The organism is Pseudomonas sp. AM14(2022) (genome assembly GCF_036346455.1).
In the GTDB taxonomy this organism is placed as follows: Bacteria; Pseudomonadota; Gammaproteobacteria; order Pseudomonadales; family Pseudomonadaceae; genus Aquipseudomonas; species Aquipseudomonas putida_A.
Genome location: NZ_JAOTNY010000006.1, coordinates 75,610 through 93,687 on the forward strand (window position 1 = coordinate 75,610; position 18,078 = coordinate 93,687).

An 18,078-nucleotide genomic window follows, 5' to 3' on the forward strand; every position below is an offset into this window, starting at 1 on the left:
TCAGGGCCGCAGCAACAGCAAACTCAGGTCCGAGAGACTGCCTTCAACTGCTCATCCGGGGACTTCGACAGTGCCCGCGACATATTCAGGAAAACGAACAACACGACAATCGGAATGGCGATAAACAGTGCCAGGCCACGAACGCCCAGTTCGGAAAAGGAACTGACCAGCAAACCGTAACCGGCCCCCGCCGCCATCTGGAAAAAGAAAAACTGCCCGGAGGAAATACCGATATCACGACTGACACTCTTCAATAGCCCGGCCTGAGTCGCGGGAATCACCATCCCGACCGACAACAGAATGAGCACCATCGGTATCAGCAGCGCCGGCAGCACACTGCCAAACACCGACAGCAGAATGCCCAGCAACATGCACCCGGCCATGCCTACCCTGCTTCCAAGCAGCAGGATCTCGTTCAACGCCCACCTGGCGCTCAATGCTCGCGCCAACGTACTGCCAATCACATAACCGACGGCGCACAGGGAGATCACCGCGCCGTAACCCAGGCTGGACATGCCCAGTTCCGTCTGCAACGCATAAGTCGAACAGGACAGGAACACGAAGTAACTCATCCACACCAGACTGATGCCGGCGGCATAAGCCAGATAATCCGCATTTCTGAAGTTGGCGGCATAAACGGCAATGATGCTGCGCCCCGTCGAATCCGATGCTCCCGGAGAGGTGTCGACCTGCCAGAAAAGCACCAATGCCGCGAGATTGAACATCCCCACGCCGCCCATCATCCAGCGCCATCCCAGCGAAGGTAACAACATGCCGCCGAGCAACGGTGCGATACACGGCGTGAGCGCTATCGCCGAGGCAAGGGTGGTGAGAATTCGCAGACGTTTGCTTTCCGGATAATCGGATTTCACGATCAGCCTGGTGGTTACGGTCCCTACACACCCTCCGAGGGCCTGCATGAAACGCGCAACCGCAAACAGGTAAAAGGAGTCCGAGAGCGCTGCAAGCAGGCACCCGGCAGCACAAATCAACAACCCCGAAATCTGTACGCGACGGGCTCCGACACGGTCGGCAAGAATCCCCGCCAATACCACGGACAACGCATACCCGATCATGTAAACAACAAACGTTTCCTGAATCGCCTCATGGGGGACTCGAAACTCCTCCGCCAGTTTTGCAACGGTGGGCGTCATCAGACCGAGTCCGAGCTGCGGCACGATTACGGCCGACAACAACGCTGCAGGTAACAGGATTCCGGGGCGGCTGGATTTCACGCAGAAAGCTCCTTGAGGTATTGATCAGTCGTCAGCAAATGCGGCAGAACCCGATCGATCTGACGTGTGATCATGGCCAGTGAACTGGTGTAGTAATGGTTACCGGCAGCCAGTTGGCCCAAGGCATAAATAGCGTCGCTGGCCTTGCCACTGCGGTCGATGACCTTGTGCGAACCGAATGACACGTGCAGTCCACCAAACGGATGGTGCTGAGCGACGCCATTGTTGACCATCGAAGACACCAGCTCGGTACCGGTCTGCCCGACACCACCGGTTTCAGATCGCGTGGCGTTGATGACCCAGTCGGCATGACAGGCGCCTGCCTGGTAATTCAGGACGAAACCGCCACCGGGACTCAGTTCCACGCCCTTCAGGCCAGGACGAATCACGAGGTGTCCGGATTCGAGCATGTTGCGCAACTTGTTGGCCGTTGCCGGAGGCATCGGGTTGCACAGGCTCATGAAAATCGAGTGATAGTTGGCCATGTAATAACTGCGATCGCCCGCACTCAGGCTGTCCCAGGCCAGCTCGACGTAGTCGTTGGCAATATCAATCAGGATGGACAGCCACTTTTCGCCACGGGCCGATGCTTGAAGATGGCGCTCCAGCCGCTCGAACGGCAGTTGACCTGGCGCCAGTTCAGCCTTGAGCTTCTCCAGATCCACGCCTTGGGCTGTCAGTTCGAAGGTGATCAGGCCAAGCCATTTCGACCAGGAGATCATCCCCGCTTCGTCACGCAGCTCTTCGATGCGTTCGCGGGTGATGACCTTGTAAGTGAAGTCGTGATGCGGCATGCGCACCGCTGGCAGCAGCGCATTGCGCGACAGCATGACGATCTTGCCGCGGTGTCCCTGGGCATTCAGGGCCAGGACTGCATCGACAGCGGAGAGGCTGGAACCAATGATCGCCACCTGATCGTCGCCGCCAATCGCGGAAAACCTGGTCCACATCGGATACGGATTGCCGATGTAGTTTTGGGAGCAGGCCAACGAGAAGATATCCGCCGGTTCAGCGGTACCGATGCACAGAATCACCCGGTCGAACACTTGTTGCGGCCCGTTTTCGACACCGACGACCGCTTTGTCATCGTGCATTGTCAGGCTGGTGACCTTTTGCCCGATCACTCGAATCGGCCGCTTGAGGTCGCGCGCCAGCGCCACTTGCTCGGCAAAACAATCGGACAGGTACTCACCAAAATAGTGACGGGGCAAGAAATCAAGTTGCGCCAGTGCACTTCCATATTTATGAGTGACCCATCCTACAAAGTGCCGGGGATCGTCACTTTTCACGGACATGAATCGGGCCTGGCGATTAATCAATCCATAATCACCATCGTTTTGATAAGCGCGACCTGGACCTATTTTCTTGTCAGGCTCATAGAGGGTAATTGCAACATCCATATTTTTCAGCTTAACGTCGCGCTGCAACGCATCAATTACACTAATCGCTGTTGCACCCCCTCCGACTATCGCAATCTTTAGTTGCGGCTCGCGATGATTAGTCTTATTGAGTGTTGACAGTTTTTCAAAAGCAGTCATTGCCGACGATATCCCTATACCAATCCAGTTTCTCTTGACCCCAATGACTCGCGCGCCACCCCTCAACGCGTTAGCTTGAGCGGCGTTGAGCGTATTTGTATGCCGCGCTAAGATGAAGATCCATTAAATGGATTTTGGTGTGTACCACTATGACCAGAGGTAAGCGGCCAGTTGGCCTCGACCTAGTCTTGCCGTTCGAATTGACCGAACATTCGCTGTCCACCAAACATCAGCTTCTGTGCCGTTTCCTTGAACACCTGATCAGTTCCGGTCGGCTCCAATCCGGCGAAGCGCTGCCCTCCACGCGTACGCTTGCGCAAAGATGGGGAGTTTCCCGAGGGACTCTGGAAACTGTTTTCGATCAATTGCGCGAAGAAGGTTTCATCATTCGCAAGCGAGGTGCCGGCTCGGTGGTCTGCGCAACATTGCCGGATAATCTGATCGCCGCTGCCAGAACTAAGGAACTGCAAGTCGAACTTGATACTCACCGGTCATCCGATTCACCTGCTCCCATTACTTATTTACAGCCTTATGTACCGTTTATTGCCAGACTGGCCGATCCGGGATTGCTCGAAGAAAAAGATGTAAAGTCGTTATGCACACCTTCCGCCAAAGACCTCGCCACCGCAGTATCGGCCTCGTCACTCGGCGGTGACGAGAACTTGCGCAAGTCCATTTGCGACCATATCCAGATCTACCGGGGAATTGACTGCTCACCTCAGGACATCGTGATTACCCACGGCATCAGGCACTGTCTCGACCTCATCAGCAGATTATTGGGAAAAGAGGCCGTCGTTGCCATGGAAGATCCCGGCTATTACTGGGCCCGGCGGATATTCAATTGTTCCGGCAACACAATCATCGATATTCCAGTGGACGATGCAGGTCTGATCGTTGAAGCGTTGTCACCCGCCAGTCCGGTTCAGGCCATTTATGTCACGCCCTCTCACCAGGCTCCTTTGGGTGTCTGCATGAGCATGGCACGCCGCAAGGCCCTGCTGGCCTCGGCGACCGCAGCCAATGCGATCATCATCGAGGACGACTACGACAGCGAGTACAACTATGGCAGTGCTCCCCTGCCCGCCATCAAATCAATAGATACAAACGACCGGGTGATTTTCTGCGGCAGCTTCAATAAAACCCTGTTCAGCAACTTTCGTCTGGGCTTCATGGTCATTCCCAAACATTTACAGAAGAAAGTCATCAACCTCATCGAAGACACCGGCCAGACGCCCGGCATACTGGGTCAGCTCGCACTCAACCAGTTTCTCTGCACCGGAAAATATGTACGGCATTTGCGCATCTCGCGACAGACGTATCAACATCGACGCGATTTGCTGATCTCACAGCTGCGAGAAAACCCTGATCTGCAGATTTCCGGCGAGCAATCCGGATTACATTTTGTGCTCTGGTTACCCGCAGACATTGATGAAAGAGAATTCTGCGCACGGGCTGCCCTCTTCAATCTTTGCCTGCAACCGGTATCCGCATTCACCAGCAGTCACGCGGTCAAACCCGGCGTGCTGATTGGTTACGCGGCGCTTACCGATACGCAGATCAATCAGGCGGCTGCCTGCTTGCTGGATCTCGTCAAGTCATTCACTCAATGTATCGAGCGCGTCCCGATCGGATAAACAACCCGCTCCGCTATGACTCACATCCGGGCATTGTTTGCCTGGCCCACGCAAAAAAGCCCGGCAGCGCTACCGGGCTCTTTAATTGCTGCTAACGGGCGACGCGCGACAACGTGTCATCCGTTTCCTGTGTCGCTGTTTTCGCTCCGTGAATCAGCGGTCCATAACGCCGACTGAATTCCCAGCCATACGGCACGCGATCCTTGCTGACGCCGTTGTCCCAGTTTACCGACCAGGTCATCAGGCCCTTGATCGGCAGCCCTTTGATCGCCAGACGTTTGAGCGCATTGCCGACGGCGGTGCTGTCGATCACGTAACCGGTGGCAGCCGCATCGACGTTGGCCGGCAGGCCGATGACGAATTTGTCCGCCGGGATTTTGGTGAAGCCCCGGGTGCCGGTCACCAGACTTTCGGTCAGGTAGTAGAGGAAGTCCTCTTTCAGCGCATCGTTGTTCTGCGCGATCCACGCACCATTGCCATTATTGGCTTCCGGCACCCAGACCCCGTCGCCGCCCTGGTTGTAGAACTGTGGCGCGATGAAGTCGTAATAGCCTTCAAGCGCCTGCAGGTAACCGACGTATTTGCCATTGGTGGTCAGGTACGGAAACTCCGGGGCCATGCTGATGATGAAGTGCTTGCCCTGGCCTGCGTAGTGATCCTTGACCAGTTTCAGCGCGGCCGGCAGCACGGTCTTGTTGGCGGCGAAATCAATCGCGCTCTGTTCAAGATCGATGTCCAGCCCATCGAAGCCGTAGGTTTCCACCAGACGGATAATCTCATTGGCCAGTGGTTGTTCCTGTCCGGCCCGCAACTCGATGTGCGCATCGGCGCCACCCAGGGACAAGAGCACCGCCCGCCCCTGGCTGTTGAGCACGCCGACCTGACGCCGGAACTCGGCATCGGAGACGTTGTACGGCTTGAAGGTTGGAATCCCGCTGCCCTTCATGAACGCCACCGCGACCACGTTGTACTCCTTGGGCACCGCTTCCAGAGCGATTTCGGCGAAGCGGCCCTGACGATAGCCGTCACTTGGACCCGCCGGCCAGTTGTGCCAGAAGCCCATGAGTATTTTTTTGCCGGCGATGCTCGGCATCAGCGCGGCCGCGTCGGCCGCCTGGTTTTGCACTAGCGTGAAGTCGATATTTGACATGTTCTAATCCTTCAGAACCTGTGGGTTGAGCGTAACGCCGTTATTTGAAGTCGACGTCGAACGCCTGATAGAACGCGTTGCCGGTGTTGGCGACGATCCACATCAGCACGATGACGTGACGGCCCTTTTTGGTGGCCGGCAATTTCACCGAATGATTGACCTTGGCCTTCAATTCCCCCGGATAGCTGTAATACGGCACTTGAGTGTAGAAGTCTTCGGCGAAAGGCTGCGCTTCGAGTTGTGCACGGGAAATGCGCTGTTTCGGATCCCAGCCATCCTTGGTGATCAGCCAGCGATAACCACGGGTGGTGTGTGGCGCGGTGTATTCCCACTTCACTTCCAGCGTCTGGCCCGGGGTGACACTGAGCAGTGGCCAGCTGAACGGACGATTGAGCTTTTTGCTCATTTCCTCGTCGGTGAAGTTCACGCAGTCACGGGCATCGGTCTTGCCACCGCTGAGGATGTAACCGTCGGCGGGCGGCGTGACACTGTCACTGTCGCTTCCATAGGGAGCAGGAAAAGGCCCTGCCGTCAGCGCCGGGAAGTTCTTGCCGCCTTCCATTTCGTTGACCTGCCAGGCACCGAGCAATCCTTGCTCGATGGCTACCGCACCGCGGCTGGCTGGAGAGGTGACGCGACCGTGTCGCAGTTGGGTTTGAGCTTGTGGTTGATTCATGTTTTTCACTCCGTTGATTTAAGAACTCTCCTGTCCGAGGAGAGGCCTTCAAGCTAACGGAGGTGGTTTTTTTGTCCATCGGCGGTTTTGTCGCAGTCAATCGGCGTCTCAAGTCAAAAACGCCGAAAACACTGGATGAATATACAGCTGATTACGACAAGACCCACCCAACGCATGGCCAAAGGCCTACACGCCGACACTGCAAAAACTGGCATTCAGTACTCATGGCAGTTGCGCTTGGTACTCCTTTTCGTACTGGCCAGCGAGTTGTTCCTTTTGCTTGTCATCGAGCAATTTGCCGGCCATCTGGAAGAACTTCTGCTCTTCTTCCTTGAGATGGTGATGGACTTTGTCGGAGAGCTTCTTCGCCGTTGCCAGCCACGCCGGGCTGGACATCTCGGTCTCGTCCAGCTCTTCCATCATCTCGTCCATTTCATGATGCTCGGAGATGGCGTGGCGACTGAGGTCAACACCGTTGTCGAACTCCATCAGCGGGATGTAGAAGTGGCGCTCTTCGGCGGTTTCGTGGGCCTGCAGCTCGGCTTTCAGCTGTTTATAGGCTTCAACCCGCTCCGGGGTGTCGCCGCTGGTTTCGACCAGGGCTTTGGCGTAACTGCGCTGGCGGTCGTGGCTTTCGCGAAGGGCTTCGAAAATATTCATGGGGGATCCTCATCAACCGCGTTCGGAATGACGCTGTAAAAGCTAGACCCCGGCGCGACAGCGGCGGTTCCAAAGGGATGAGGAAGGACTTGGAAGACGCTCCCCGGGCAGGATAGGCTGGCGGTTCATCTCACAAGGAAGTTGCACATGACGTTGCGAATCGAGCTGTCGCAGAACCCCACGGAAGAACAACGCAAGGCCATTCTCGAGCCTTTGATTGCGTATAACGACGCCCGGACCGGTGGTTCCACATCTGAACCTTTCGCCCTGCTGGTGCGCGATGAACACGACGCGATTCTCGGCGGTTTGTACGGCCGGGTGATCTTCCAGTGGATGTACATCGAGTTGCTGTGCGTCCCGGAACAGGGTCGCGGGCAACGCATCGGCTCGGAACTGATGGCCATGGCGGAAAATCTGGCCAAGGAGAAGAACTGCATGGGCATCTGGCTGGACACCTTCGATTTTCAGGCGCCGGCGTTCTACGAGAAGCTGGGATTCAGCCAGTTTGGCGAGATCGTTGATTACCCGCCGGGGCATAGCCGGCATTATTTCCAGAAGCGCTTGATCGGTTGAATTCATTGGCCTCATCGCGAGCAGGCTCACTCCTACAGGATCGGTGGCAAACACAAATCCAGTGTGGGAGCCAGCCTGCTGGCGATAACGGCAGCCGCTTCAGCGCAATATCAAAGACAGGTCGCCAACGCCGCCAACCGGCGCTTGGCAACAAAATCGTCCTTCTGCGCGTAGTAGTTGAGGACGGTTCCCGACGCATCGCTGGTCACGTCGACAAATGACTCTGCGGAACGGGTGTACACCGTCGAGCCACCCTTCTTGCCCGGTTGCAGATACGCTCCGGCGTCCACGCCAAACACTGCTTCGTCCTGCCAGCCGAACTGTACGCACTGAGCGACAACTTTCTCTGGCTTGTCCGAAGCCAGAACCTTGTACGGGGCTTTGGTGCGAGAATCGTCCATCACCGAACCCGCGCAGCCAGCCAGCACGGTCGCGGCCAGCGCTACCATCAGAATTCGCATTGCATTCGCTCATTCAGAAAAAAGCGGACTGTATCACCGCAACAGGCAAAATCATTCTGCTTTACTGCATTTATAGCGCGACATGCGACAGCCGCTCCGGCACCCTAGGGTCATCAGCCTCACAAGGAACACACATGGCGCCCACCGACCAGCGACATGAACAAGCCCTGAAATTGTTTCTCGACGCGCGCCCCGAATTGCGCGAAACCCTCGATCATCTCAATCCGCTGCTGGCCCAGGCCAAGGGTGAAACCGCTGCGCAGTATCGTGAAGAACGTCTGCACGAAGCCTTCGAGGCCGAGGCGGAGAATCAAGGCCTGTTCGCCTGGGAACTGACCTTGCTCCTGACGGCCGCAACGCCCGAGGACTATCAGGCCCAGCGCATGGAGGTGCATCGCGAGGTAGCGGAAATGGCCCACATGCGCTGGGAAGATTACTGCGAATTGTATGGGCTGGAACCGTAACCGCCGCTGAAGGATATCGTCGCCGATGCTGCCCTCCACTTCGACTCACCGCGCCACCTCCGGGCATCTGCATCAGCAGAAATGGCGCGGGCGCATCGGTCTGGCGCTGGTGGCCAGCCTGTCGGTACTCGCCGGCATGACCGATGCAATCGGCTTCATGGCCAGCGGCGATTTCGTTTCGTTCATGAGCGGCAACACCACGCGGCTGGCGGTGGCGATCAGTGACGGCGACCTCGGACTGACCTTGCGCCTGATCATCCTCGTCGTCACCTTCGTGATCGGTAATGCCTTGGGGATCGTGATCGGGCGCCTCGGTGGTCGGCGCACATTGCCCTTGTTGCTGTGCATCGCCACCCTGCTCTGTCTGGCGGCCGCCTGGCCGTATGACACGCAACTGCCGGCGCTGCTGGCGGCGATCATCGCGATGGGCATGCTCAACGCGGCGGTCGAAGAAGTGAACGGTCTGCCCGTCGGCCTGACTTACGTGACCGGAGCGCTGTCGCGGTTCGGCCGTGGCCTGGGGCGCTGGATGCTCGGCGAGCGGCGTAATGGCTGGCGGGTGCAACTGGTGCCGTGGAGCGGGATGTTCATCGGCGCGATACTCGGCGCAGTGCTGGAACATCATTTCGGACTTCGGGCATTGTTCGCCAGCGGCTTGCTGGCGGCGGTGCTGGGCGTGCTGTCCCTGAGCATTCCGCGGCGCTGGCAACTGGGCTATATGCCGCGCTGAAATACGATCCTGTGGGAGCGGGCTTGCTCGCGAAAGCGGTGCATCAGTCAAAGACCTTTTGAATGACTCAACGCCTTCGCGAGCAAGCCCGCTCCCACAGAGGGCATGCGCCTGACTTCGATTTCGCGGATGCCGTCATAAAGCTTTATCATGGCCGCAGTTTTGCTGATCGAGTCCGTCATGAAGTTCGCCATCGCGCTGTTTTCCGCCGCCCATGCGCCCTCCTCGCGCCGTGCCCTGCTGTTTGCGCAGGCTGCGCTGGCCGGCGGGCATGAGATTGTCCGGCTGTTTTTTTATCAGGACGGCGTCTACAACGCCTCCGACGCGGTGGTCACCCCGCAGGACGAACTGGACCTGCCCAAACAATGGCGCACGTTCATCAGCGAGCAGCAACTGGACGGTGTGGTGTGTATCGCCGCCGCCCTGCGCCGTGGCGTACTGAATGACGAAGAAGCCAAACGCTACCAGCGTGATGCCGTCGCGGTCAGCGCGCCGTGGGAATTGTCCGGCCTCGGCCAGTTGCACGATGCGGTGCAGGACGCCGATCGACTGATCTGTTTCGGAGGTGCGTGAGATGGCCAAATCCCTGTTGATCATCAGCCGCCAGTCGCCATGGTCCGGCCCCGGCGCCCGCGAAGCGCTGGACATCGTGCTGGCCGGCGGCGCGTTCGATCTGCCGATCGGCCTGCTGTTTCTCGATGACGGCGTGCTGCAACTGGCCGCCGGGCAGAACGCCAAGGCCCTGCAACAGAAAGACCTCAGTGCCAATCTGCAGGCGCTGCCGATGTTCGGCGTTGAAGAACTGTTCTACTGCACCGACAGCGCCAGCGCCCGTGGCCTGAGCACGCTGTCGCTGGACGAAGCGCAGCCGCTCGGCGCCAGCGAAATCACCGCCCTTATTGACCGTTACGACCAGGTGATCACCCTCTGATGTCGACTTTGCATGTGTTGTCTCATTCCCCGTTCGGCGATGATCGCCTGAGCAGTTGCCTGCGCGTGATCGGCGCTGCCGACGCCTTACTGTTATCCGGTGATGCGGTTTACGCCCTGCAACCGGGCACTGCGCCATTCGCCACGCTGAACGAGCGCCGGGTCAAGCTATTCGCCCTCGCCGAAGACCTGCAGGCCCGTGCCATCGTTGCTCCCGACTGGGCCGAAGCCATCGATTACCCGGCCTTCGTCGAACTGTCGATCCACCACGACAAGGTCAACAGTTGGCTATGAACTCGATGACTGTCGGCGCCCGCGCCATCGAACTGGACAAGGACGGCTTTCTGGTCGACCTCGACGACTGGTCCCATGACGTTGCCAGCGCCCTCGCCGCCGCTGAAGACATCGCACTGACTGCGGATCATTGGGAAGTCCTCGAACTGCTACGCAGTTTCTACGCGGAATTCCAGTTGTCGCCAGCCACCCGCCCGTTGATCAAGTACACCGCACTCAAACTCGGCCCGGACAAAGGCAACAGCCTGCACCTGAACCGACTGTTCAAAGGCACCCCTGCCAAACTCGCCGCGAAACTGGCGGGCCTGCCCAAACCGACGAATTGCTTATGACCGACTTTCCAGCGCTGACCCTTGAAACGCCCGCCGAGCACCCGTTCGCGCAGTTCGTACGGATCCTCGGCAAGGGCAAACGTGGCGCCCGCGACCTGACCCGTGAAGAAGCCCGGGAAGCCATGGGCATGGTGCTCGACGACAAAGTCGAAGACACCCAGCTCGGGGCCTTTCTGATGCTGCTACGGCACAAGGAAGAAAGCGCGGAGGAAATGGCCGGTTTCACCGAAGCCTTGCGCGAGCGCCTGTCAGCGCCAACGCTGAATGTCGATCTGGACTGGCCGACCTACGCCGGCAAGAAACGCCATCTGCCGTGGTACCTGCTGTCGGCCAAGTGCCTGGCGCAAAACGGCGTGCGGATTTTCATGCACGGCGGCGGCGCGCACACCGCCGGACGTCTGTACACCGAACAACTGCTTGGCGAGCTGAACATCCCGCTGTGCCGCACCTGGCAGCAAGTCGGCAGCGCGCTGAACCACGGCGGTCTGGCGTTCATGCCGCTGATTGACTGGGCGCCGCAGTTGCAGAAGATGATCGACCTGCGCAACACCATGGGCCTGCGCTCGCCGATTCACTCGCTGGCACGCATCCTCAATCCACTGCGCGCCCGTTGTGGCCTGCAAAGTATTTTCCACCCGGGCTATCAAGCGGTGCATCGCGAGGCCAGCGGTCTGCTCGGCGACACGGCGATCGTGGTCAAGGGCGATGGCGGCGAAATCGAGATCAATCCGGATGCCGACAGTCATCTGTACGGCACGAAGGGCGGCGAGAGCTGGGACGAGGAATGGCCGCAGCTGTCGAGCCAGCGCCACGTCAAACCGGCCTCGCTGGATGTCGAGCATTTGAAAGCGGTGTGGCGCGGCGAGGTGGTCGACAGCTATCCGCAAATGGCCCTGATCTCGACCATGGCCCTGGCCCTGCGCGGCCTCGGTCAAAGCCGCGAGCAAGCGTTCGCAACCGCCGAGCAATACTGGGCGGCGCGCAACAAATCGATTTAACCGATCATAGACGCCCGATCTTTGCGCTTTTTGTTCGAACTCATCGGAATAGACTCGGCTCCAACGCTTATTGAATCAGGAGTCTTGATCATGGGTTTACTCGTCGATGGCCACTGGCAGGACAAGTGGTACGAAAGCAGCAAAGACGGCGCCTTTCAGCGCGAACAGGCGCAACGGCGCAATTGGGTCACCACTGACGGCCAGCCCGGGCCGAGCGGTGAAGGCGGTTTCGCCGCCGAAGCCGGGCGCTATCACCTTTATGTGTCCCTCGCCTGCCCGTGGGCGCACCGTACGCTGATTCTGCGCAAGCTCAAAGGTCTGGAAAGCCTGATCGACGTGTCCGTGGTCAGCTGGCTGATGCTGGAAAACGGCTGGACCTTCGACCAGACCCTTGGCTCGACCGGCGACAAGCTCGACCACTTCGACTTCATGCATCAGCGCTACACCGCCGACACGCCGGACTACACCGGCCGTGTCACTGTGCCGGTGCTGTGGGACAAAAAGCTCAAGCGCATTGTCAGCAATGAGTCGGCGGAAATCATCCGCATGTTCAACAGCGCCTTCGATGACCTGACCGGTAACGAACTGGACTTCTACCCGGCACCGTTACGCGGCGAGATCGATGCACTGAACGAACGGATTTATCCGGCGGTGAACAACGGTGTGTATCGCGCCGGCTTTGCCACCTCGCAACAGGCTTATGAAGAGGCGTTCGATGAGGTGTTTGCCGAGCTGGATCACTTGGAACGGGTGCTGGGCGCCAATCGCTATCTGACGGGTGAATACCTGACCGAGGCCGATGTGCGACTGTTCACCACGCTGATTCGCTTCGATGCGGTGTACCACGGGCACTTCAAGTGCAATCTGCGGCGGATTGCCGATTACCCGAACCTGTCGAACTGGCTGCGTGAGCTGTATCAGTGGCCGGGGATTGGCGAGACGGTGGATTTTCAGCACATCAAAAACCACTACTACGGTAGCCACAAGACCATCAATCCGACGGGGATTGTGCCGAAGGGGCCGGCGCAGGATTTCAGCGGGGCGCATGATCGGGCGCGGCTCAACGGGAAAGGGGTTTGGCGTAGAGGCTGATTGATTCGGTGTTTTTTGAGGGCCTCTTTGCGAGCAAGCCCGCTCCCACACTGGATTTGTGCATGACACAGATCCAATGTGGGAGCGGGCTTGCTCGCGAATGAGGGCAACTCGGTTTTCAGACTTGCGCCTGAGCCCCTTCGAACCACGCCAGTTTCTCGCGCAGCTGCACCACCTCCCCCACGATCACCAGCGTCGGCGCATGCACTTCATGCTCCGCTACCAGACGTGGCAGGTCGGCCAGCGTGCCAGTAAAGACCCGCTGATTGACCGTGGTGCCCTGCTGGATCAACGCCGCCGGGGTATCCGCGCTGCGACCGTGTTTGATCAACTGCTCGCAAATCACCGGCAAGCCCACCAGGCCCATGTAGAACACCAGCGTCTGCGCCGGGGCGACGAGGTCGGCCCACGGCAGATCGGTGGAACCGTCCTTCAGGTGCCCGGTGACGAAGCGCACCGACTGCGCGTAATCGCGGTGGGTCAGCGGAATCCCGGCATACGCCGCGCAACCGCTGGCTGCCGTGATCCCCGGCACCACCTGGAACGGAATCCCGTGGGCCGCCAGCTCTTCGATTTCTTCACCACCGCGACCGAAGATGAACGGGTCACCGCCCTTCAAGCGCACCACGCGTTTGCCGGCCTTGGCCAGATCCACCAGTTGCTGGTTGATCTGATCCTGTGGCACCGCATGATCAGAGCGACGCTTGCCGACATAGACGCGCTCGGCATCGCGACGGCACAGCTCAAGAATCGCCGGAGCGACCAAGCGGTCGTACAGCACCACGTCGGCTTGCTGCATCAGGCGCAAGGCGCGGAAGGTCAGCAGATCCGGATCACCCGGCCCTGCCCCCACCAGATACACCTCGCCGGTAGTAACAGTCGCTTCGCCATCAATCTTGGCCTGCAACAGCCGCTCGGCCTCAGTGCCCTGCCCGGCCAGTTGCCGGTCGGCAATCGGGCCCTGAAACACGTCTTCCCAGAAACCACGGCGCTGCTGCACATCCGGAAACAGGTTTTTCACCTGATTGCGGAAACGCGCGGCAAGACCGGCCAGTTGGCCGTAGGTCGAAGGGATCCAGGTTTCTATCTTGGCGCGAATCAGCCGCGCCAGCACTGGCGCATCGCCGCCGCTGGACACCGCGATGATCAGCGGCGAGCGGTCAACGATTGCCGGGAAGATCACGCTGCATAGCTGCGGCGCATCGACCACGTTGACCGGCACGCAACGCCGATGGGCATCGCTGGAGACTTGGGCATTCAGCGTTTCATCGTCGGTGGCGGCAATGATCAGCCCGCAACCGTCCAGATCCGCTTCCACGTAACCACGCAGCAGACATTCGCCGCCGCTGGCGCTGACCAGTTCGCGCAGTTGCGCTTCGATTTCAGGTGCGACCACCCGCAGCAGCGCACCGGCATCGGCCAGCAGGCGGGATTTGCGCAAGGCAATTTCCCCCCCACCGACCACCAACACACGACTGCCGCGCAGGTTGTGAAACAGCGGCAGATATTTCATTTAACCGATGACCTCGAGGCCACCCATGTACGGCTTCAGCACGTCCGGCACACGGATCGAACCGTCGGCCTGCTGGTAGTTTTCCAGCACCGCCACCAACGTACGACCGACCGCCAGGCCGGAACCATTCAGGGTGTGTACCAGCTCAGGCTTGCCAGTTTCCGGGTTGCGGAAACGCGCCTGCATGCGGCGGGCCTGGAAGTCGCCGCAGTTGGAGCACGACGAAATTTCGCGGTACTTGTCCTGGCTCGGAATCCACACTTCGAGGTCGTAGGTTTTCACGGCACTGAAGCCCATGTCGCCGGTGCACAGCGCCAGGGTGCGGTAAGGCAGACCCAGCAGTTGCAGGACTTTTTCGGCGTTGGCGGTCAGGCCTTCCAGCGCTTCCATCGAAGTCGACGGCTCGACGATCTGGACCATTTCAACCTTGTCGAACTGGTGCTGACGGATCATGCCGCGGGTGTCACGACCCGACGCACCGGCTTCGCTGCGGAAGCACGGGGTGTGCGCGACGAACTTGATCGGCAGCAGTTTCGAGTCGACGATTTCACCGGCCACGATGTTGGTCAGCGACACTTCGGCCGTCGGGATCAGGTACAGATCGGCTTCGCCTTCGCGAGCGATCTTGAACAGGTCTTCTTCGAACTTCGGCAGCTGACCGGTGCCTTGCAGCGCCGGGGCCTGGACCAGATAAGGCGTGTAGGCCTCTTCGTAGCCGTGCTCGTTGACGTGCAGGTTGATCATGAACTGCGCCAGAGCGCGGTGCAGACGGGCGATCGGACCGCGCAGCAGAGCAAAACGGGCGCCGGACAGCTTGGCGGCGGTTTCAAAGTCCAGCCAGCCGAACTTCTCGCCCAGTGCAACGTGGTCTTTCACTTCGAAATCGAACTGCGTCGGCGTGCCCCAGCGGCGCACTTCAACGTTATCGTCTTCGTCTTTGCCAACCGGTACCGATTCGTGCGGCAGGTTCGGGATACCCAGCAGGATCGAATCCAGTTCGGTCTGGATCGCGTCCAGCTCGACTTTACCGGCACTCAGTTCGCCCGCCATGCGCTCGACGTCCGCCATCAGCGGCGCGATGTCTTCGCCGCGCTGCTTGGCCTGACCGATGGATTTGGAACGCGCGTTACGCTCAGCCTGCAGTGCTTCGGTGCGGGTCTGGACGGTCTTGCGCTGTTCTTCCAGCGCTTCGATGCGCGCGGTATCCAGGGCAAAGCCACGGGAAGCCAGGCGGTCCGCTACGTCCTGAAGGTTGCTACGTAACAGTTTGGAATCGAGCATGTCGGTTTCTCGTTATCAAAGTTTGGTCAGGGACAGGCCGGCCCACGTCGCGAGCAGCCCGCCGAATACGCTGATCGCCGCATAGCCCAGGGCCAGCGGCACTTGCCCGCTTTCCAGCAGGCGCACCGTATCCAGTGAAAAGGATGAAAAAGTCGTCAGCCCCCCGAGGAAGCCGACCATCAACCCGGCACGCACCTCGATCGGCACCTCCGGGCGTATCAAAAACAGGCCGTACAACACGCCAATCAGCAGACAGCCCACGATATTAACGGCCAGCGTCGCGGTATAGAAGTGCCGCGGCCAATTGGCGTTGACCCAATTGCCGGTGGCGAAGCGCAACAGCGTGCCGGCAATCCCGCCGACGGAGACCGCAACGATCAATGGAAGCACTATTTTCTCCGCTGTCTTGGGCTTAAACGGTCGAGTTGGGCGAGGTGGTTGAGCTTCTCGCCGATCTTCAATTCCAGGCCACGGGGCACCGGTTGATAGAACGGGATCGGTTCGAGCTCTTCCGGGAAATAATCTTCGCCGGCGGCATAGGCATCCGGTTCATCGTGGGCGTAGCGGTATTCGTCGCCGTAACCCAGTTGCTTCATGAGTTTGGTCGGTGCATTGCGCAAGTGCAGCGGCACTTCCAGCGAACCGTACTCGGCAGCGGCGCGCAGCGCGGTCTTGAAGCCCATGTACACCGCGTTGCTTTTCGGTGCACAGGCCAGATAAGTGATGGCCTGGGCCACCGCCAGCTCGCCTTCGGGGCTGCCAAGACGCTCCTGCACTTCCCACGCCGCCAGGCAGAGGCTCAGGGCGCGCGGGTCGGCGTTGCCAATGTCTTCGCTGGCCATACGCACCACGCGCCGCGCCAGGTACAACGGATCGCAGCCGCCATCGATCATCCGCGCAAACCAGTACAGCGCGCCATCGGGATTGGAACCGCGTACCGATTTGTGCAGCGCGGAGATCTGGTCGTAGAACGCTTCGCCGCCCTTATCGAAGCGCCGTCGGGTATCGCCGAGCAGGCTTTGCAGCAACTCGGTGCCCATCTCGCTGTTGTCTTCAGCCAGATCCGAGGCGTTCTCCAGCAGATTGAGCAGGCGCCGGCCATCGCCATCGGCGGCCGACAGCAGCATCTGGAAGCCTTCATCACTGAGGGTCAGGTTGCGCTTGCCCAGCCCGCGCTCTTCGGTGAGCGCGCGATGCACCAGTTTGCGCAGCGCGGTCTCGTCGAGGCTTTTCAGCACATAGACACGGGCGCGCGACAACAGCGCGTTGTTCAATTCAAATGAAGGGTTTTCGGTGGTGGCACCGATGAAAATCAGCGTGCCGTCTTCGACGTACGGCAGGAACGCATCCTGCTGCGATTTGTTGAAGCGGTGCACTTCATCGACGAACAGGATCGTGCGCTTGCCGTACTGCCCGGCCTGCTGTTTGGCGATTTCAACGGCCTGACGGATCTCCTTGACCCCGGCAAGCACCGCCGAGACCGTTTCGAAGTGCGCATCCGAGACTTCCGCGAGCAATCGCGCCAGGGTGGTCTTACCCACGCCCGGCGGCCCCCAGAAGATCATCGAATGCAGGGCACCCTGCTCCAGCGCCTCACGCAGAGGCTTGCCGCGAGCGAGCACGTGCTCCTGACCGACATACTCATCCAGATTGGTCGCACGCAAACGCGCGGCCAGTGGCTGGGCAATCGGTGCACTGCGAAACAGATCCATCACGTAGCGTTGAAACCTCTATTAGATCTTGAGACCGATCATTTACCCCTGTGGGAGCGGGCTTGCTCGCGAAAGCGGTGTGCCATTCGACATCGATGGCGACTGATCCACCGCCTTCGGGAGCAAGCCCCCTCCCACAAGGTTATGCGTTTATTCCTGGATAACGTCAGCACCCTTCGGGATGTCGAACTTGAACTTCGACGCCGACACCGCTTCGTTGGCCTTGACCCCGGTGAACAGGATGTTGGTGCGCTGACCAACGCTGTCGATCAGTTGCATGTCATTGACCAGGCCGTTGCGGAACGACAGGCGCAGGCTGTCGAACAGGGTGTCTTTGGTCTTCGGCTTGAGGGTGAAGTCGATCACGCCGCCCGCCTCTTTCGCGCTGATCTCGAAGCTCTGGCTGATCTTCGACACGTCACCGGACAGCAGCAGCGCCGGGGTCTGGGTCAGGCGCTCGTCGAGCTTCTTGATGGTGGCTTGTTCCAGGTCCGGGTCCCACAGGGTGACCTTCTTGCCGTCGGAGACCATGGTCTGCTCGTTTGGCGCTTCGGTGTGCCAGTAGAACAGGCCCGGACGCTGCAGGACCATATCACCGCGAGTTTCCTGCAACTGCGTGCCGCTGCCGTCGAGGGTCAGCTGCGAGAAGTTCGCGGTCAGGGTTTTCGATGTTTCCAGCAATTGGGTCAGACGCGCCACGTCCTTGTCATCGGCGTGGGCCGTGAACGTGGTCAGCGCCAGTACTGGCAACAGCATGCGGATAAGACGCATGGGAGTCCTCTTGAATACTCGTTGGGAGAGCGGC

General features: G+C 59.4%; 21 protein-coding genes and 1 pseudogene. 10 read left to right on the forward strand and 12 right to left on the reverse strand.

Translation table 11 applies throughout. The features are described 5' to 3' along the window. Positions 1–23: 23 nt before the first annotated feature. Together V3W27_RS14065 and V3W27_RS14070 are read right to left on the reverse strand one after the other, a co-directional pair. The gene (locus tag V3W27_RS14065; protein ID WP_330206868.1) at positions 24–1,235 is read right to left on the reverse strand and encodes an MFS transporter; all 1,212 of its coding nucleotides are present in this window, start codon (positions 1,233–1,235) and stop codon (positions 24–26) included. After that, positions 1,232–2,773 carry an FAD/NAD(P)-binding protein gene (locus V3W27_RS14070; RefSeq protein WP_115985548.1) on the reverse strand — a complete coding sequence of 514 codons (1,542 nt, stop codon included), beginning with the start codon at positions 2,771–2,773 and terminating at the stop codon, positions 1,232–1,234. Before V3W27_RS14070 ends, V3W27_RS14065 begins: the two co-directional genes overlap by 4 nt. 188 nt (positions 2,774–2,961) lie before the next feature. Here V3W27_RS14070 and pdxR point away from each other — a divergent pair, with 188 nt between their 5' ends. Then, positions 2,962–4,407 (forward strand): MocR-like pyridoxine biosynthesis transcription factor PdxR, encoded by a 1,446-nt coding sequence (pdxR, locus tag V3W27_RS14075; RefSeq protein WP_247268622.1) that lies wholly within the window; start codon positions 2,962–2,964, stop codon positions 4,405–4,407. Between the two features lie 127 nt (positions 4,408–4,534). Here the strand turns inward: pdxR and V3W27_RS14080 are convergent. The 3 genes and pseudogenes from V3W27_RS14080 to V3W27_RS14090 form a co-directional block, all read right to left on the reverse strand. Beyond that, positions 4,535–5,557: pseudogene (locus V3W27_RS14080) on the reverse strand (chitinase); the annotation flags it as partial. A gap of 40 nt (positions 5,558–5,597) precedes the next feature. Then, a complete protein-coding gene (locus V3W27_RS14085; RefSeq protein WP_027614688.1) occupies positions 5,598–6,233 on the reverse strand; it encodes a lytic polysaccharide monooxygenase auxiliary activity family 9 protein in 636 nt (211 codons plus the stop codon). A gap of 222 nt (positions 6,234–6,455) precedes the next feature. Continuing rightward, the gene (locus tag V3W27_RS14090; RefSeq protein WP_027614687.1) at positions 6,456–6,893 is read right to left on the reverse strand and encodes a hemerythrin domain-containing protein; all 438 of its coding nucleotides are present in this window, start codon (positions 6,891–6,893) and stop codon (positions 6,456–6,458) included. Between the two features lie 147 nt (positions 6,894–7,040). Between V3W27_RS14090 and V3W27_RS14095 the strand changes: the two genes are divergently transcribed. Beyond that, entirely contained in the window at positions 7,041–7,466 is a 426-nt protein-coding gene (locus tag V3W27_RS14095; protein ID WP_330206869.1) for a GNAT family N-acetyltransferase, read from the forward strand. Between the two features lie 110 nt (positions 7,467–7,576). On the opposite strand, the gene V3W27_RS14100 is transcribed toward V3W27_RS14095, so the two are convergent. Next, positions 7,577–7,927, reverse strand: coding sequence for a hypothetical protein (locus V3W27_RS14100; RefSeq protein WP_247268621.1), 351 nt, complete (start codon positions 7,925–7,927; stop codon positions 7,577–7,579). 134 nt (positions 7,928–8,061) lie between these two features. Here V3W27_RS14100 and V3W27_RS14105 point away from each other — a divergent pair, with 134 nt between their 5' ends. Both V3W27_RS14105 and V3W27_RS14110 read left to right on the forward strand, forming a co-directional pair. Next, positions 8,062–8,391 carry a DUF6388 family protein gene (locus tag V3W27_RS14105; protein WP_027614684.1) on the forward strand — a complete coding sequence of 110 codons (330 nt, stop codon included), beginning with the start codon at positions 8,062–8,064 and terminating at the stop codon, positions 8,389–8,391. A 25-nt stretch (positions 8,392–8,416) separates the two neighbouring features. Next, positions 8,417–9,121: a YoaK family protein gene (locus V3W27_RS14110; RefSeq protein ID WP_247268620.1), complete on the forward strand. Its 705-nt coding sequence runs from the start codon at positions 8,417–8,419 to the stop codon at positions 9,119–9,121. Positions 9,122–9,168: 47 nt separating this feature from the next. Here V3W27_RS14110 and V3W27_RS14115 read toward each other — a convergent pair whose 3' ends face one another. Beyond that, entirely contained in the window at positions 9,169–9,303 is a 135-nt protein-coding gene (locus V3W27_RS14115) for a hypothetical protein (protein WP_274621207.1), read from the reverse strand. Here V3W27_RS14115 and tusD point away from each other — a divergent pair. The 6 genes from tusD (at position 9,302) to V3W27_RS14145 (ending at position 12,767) form a co-directional block, all read left to right on the forward strand. Beyond that, on the forward strand, positions 9,302–9,694 hold the full coding sequence (gene tusD, locus V3W27_RS14120) for a sulfurtransferase complex subunit TusD (RefSeq protein ID WP_096795705.1): 393 nt from the start codon (positions 9,302–9,304) through the stop codon (positions 9,692–9,694). The two genes, V3W27_RS14115 and tusD, sit on opposite strands and share 2 nt — an antisense overlap. 1 nt (position 9,695) lies before the next feature. Continuing rightward, entirely contained in the window at positions 9,696–10,052 is a 357-nt protein-coding gene (tusC, locus tag V3W27_RS14125) for a sulfurtransferase complex subunit TusC (protein WP_047295096.1), read from the forward strand. Continuing rightward, a complete protein-coding gene (gene tusB, locus V3W27_RS14130; RefSeq protein ID WP_027614680.1) occupies positions 10,052–10,345 on the forward strand; it encodes a sulfurtransferase complex subunit TusB in 294 nt (97 codons plus the stop codon). The genes tusC and tusB overlap by 1 nt, the downstream gene beginning before the upstream one ends. Continuing rightward, entirely contained in the window at positions 10,342–10,677 is a 336-nt protein-coding gene (locus tag V3W27_RS14135; RefSeq protein ID WP_330206870.1) for a TusE/DsrC/DsvC family sulfur relay protein, read from the forward strand. The genes tusB and V3W27_RS14135 overlap by 4 nt, the downstream gene beginning before the upstream one ends. Then, positions 10,674–11,675: a glycosyl transferase family protein gene (locus V3W27_RS14140; RefSeq protein ID WP_330206871.1), complete on the forward strand. Its 1,002-nt coding sequence runs from the start codon at positions 10,674–10,676 to the stop codon at positions 11,673–11,675. Before V3W27_RS14135 ends, V3W27_RS14140 begins: the two co-directional genes overlap by 4 nt. A gap of 90 nt (positions 11,676–11,765) precedes the next feature. Further along, complete coding sequence (locus V3W27_RS14145) at positions 11,766–12,767, forward strand: glutathione S-transferase family protein (protein ID WP_247268617.1); 1,002 nt, start codon at positions 11,766–11,768, stop codon at positions 12,765–12,767. 118 nt (positions 12,768–12,885) lie between these two features. On the opposite strand, the gene cysG is transcribed toward V3W27_RS14145, so the two are convergent. The 5 genes from cysG to lolA all read right to left on the reverse strand — a co-directional run bounded on the left by cysG (position 12,886) and on the right by lolA (position 18,044). Beyond that, complete coding sequence (cysG, locus tag V3W27_RS14150) at positions 12,886–14,280, reverse strand: siroheme synthase CysG (RefSeq protein WP_027614676.1); 1,395 nt, start codon at positions 14,278–14,280, stop codon at positions 12,886–12,888. Next, entirely contained in the window at positions 14,281–15,561 is a 1,281-nt protein-coding gene (gene serS / locus V3W27_RS14155; protein ID WP_003223852.1) for a serine--tRNA ligase, read from the reverse strand. It lies immediately after the preceding gene. Between the two features lie 15 nt (positions 15,562–15,576). Next, the gene (crcB, locus tag V3W27_RS14160) at positions 15,577–15,951 is read right to left on the reverse strand and encodes a fluoride efflux transporter CrcB (RefSeq protein WP_027614675.1); all 375 of its coding nucleotides are present in this window, start codon (positions 15,949–15,951) and stop codon (positions 15,577–15,579) included. Next, the gene (locus V3W27_RS14165) at positions 15,951–17,273 is read right to left on the reverse strand and encodes a replication-associated recombination protein A (RefSeq protein WP_003223849.1); all 1,323 of its coding nucleotides are present in this window, start codon (positions 17,271–17,273) and stop codon (positions 15,951–15,953) included. The genes crcB and V3W27_RS14165 overlap by 1 nt, the downstream gene beginning before the upstream one ends. A 150-nt stretch (positions 17,274–17,423) precedes the next feature. Then, positions 17,424–18,044: an outer membrane lipoprotein chaperone LolA gene (gene lolA, locus V3W27_RS14170; protein ID WP_007966612.1), complete on the reverse strand. Its 621-nt coding sequence runs from the start codon at positions 18,042–18,044 to the stop codon at positions 17,424–17,426. Positions 18,045–18,078: the final 34 nt, after the last annotated feature.

What these genes read in the sequence shown, in the direction of transcription:
- V3W27_RS14105 (WP_027614684.1), top strand. Translation starts at nt 8,062, where the DNA reads ATGGCGCCCACCGACCAGCGACATGAACAAGCCCTGAAATTGTTTCTC.
- tusB (WP_027614680.1), top strand. Translation starts at nt 10,052, where the DNA reads ATGTCGACTTTGCATGTGTTGTCTCATTCCCCGTTCGGCGATGATCGC.
- V3W27_RS14095 (WP_330206869.1), top strand. Translation starts at nt 7,041, where the DNA reads ATGACGTTGCGAATCGAGCTGTCGCAGAACCCCACGGAAGAACAACGC.
- V3W27_RS14100 (WP_247268621.1), bottom strand. Translation starts at nt 7,927, where the DNA reads ATGCGAATTCTGATGGTAGCGCTGGCCGCGACCGTGCTGGCTGGCTGC.
- V3W27_RS14085 (WP_027614688.1), bottom strand. Translation starts at nt 6,233, where the DNA reads ATGAATCAACCACAAGCTCAAACCCAACTGCGACACGGTCGCGTCACC.
- V3W27_RS14165 (WP_003223849.1), bottom strand. Translation starts at nt 17,273, where the DNA reads ATGGATCTGTTTCGCAGTGCACCGATTGCCCAGCCACTGGCCGCGCGT.
- V3W27_RS14145 (WP_247268617.1), top strand. Translation starts at nt 11,766, where the DNA reads ATGGGTTTACTCGTCGATGGCCACTGGCAGGACAAGTGGTACGAAAGC.
- V3W27_RS14140 (WP_330206871.1), top strand. Translation starts at nt 10,674, where the DNA reads ATGACCGACTTTCCAGCGCTGACCCTTGAAACGCCCGCCGAGCACCCG.
- V3W27_RS14115 (WP_274621207.1), bottom strand. Translation starts at nt 9,303, where the DNA reads ATGACGGACTCGATCAGCAAAACTGCGGCCATGATAAAGCTTTATGAC.
- V3W27_RS14090 (WP_027614687.1), bottom strand. Translation starts at nt 6,893, where the DNA reads ATGAATATTTTCGAAGCCCTTCGCGAAAGCCACGACCGCCAGCGCAGT.
- cysG (WP_027614676.1), bottom strand. Translation starts at nt 14,280, where the DNA reads ATGAAATATCTGCCGCTGTTTCACAACCTGCGCGGCAGTCGTGTGTTG.
- lolA (WP_007966612.1), bottom strand. Translation starts at nt 18,044, where the DNA reads ATGCGTCTTATCCGCATGCTGTTGCCAGTACTGGCGCTGACCACGTTC.
- V3W27_RS14070 (WP_115985548.1), bottom strand. Translation starts at nt 2,773, where the DNA reads ATGACTGCTTTTGAAAAACTGTCAACACTCAATAAGACTAATCATCGC.
- V3W27_RS14110 (WP_247268620.1), top strand. Translation starts at nt 8,417, where the DNA reads ATGCTGCCCTCCACTTCGACTCACCGCGCCACCTCCGGGCATCTGCAT.
- V3W27_RS14135 (WP_330206870.1), top strand. Translation starts at nt 10,342, where the DNA reads ATGAACTCGATGACTGTCGGCGCCCGCGCCATCGAACTGGACAAGGAC.
- tusC (WP_047295096.1), top strand. Translation starts at nt 9,696, where the DNA reads ATGGCCAAATCCCTGTTGATCATCAGCCGCCAGTCGCCATGGTCCGGC.
- tusD (WP_096795705.1), top strand. Translation starts at nt 9,302, where the DNA reads ATGAAGTTCGCCATCGCGCTGTTTTCCGCCGCCCATGCGCCCTCCTCG.
- serS (WP_003223852.1), bottom strand. Translation starts at nt 15,561, where the DNA reads ATGCTCGATTCCAAACTGTTACGTAGCAACCTTCAGGACGTAGCGGAC.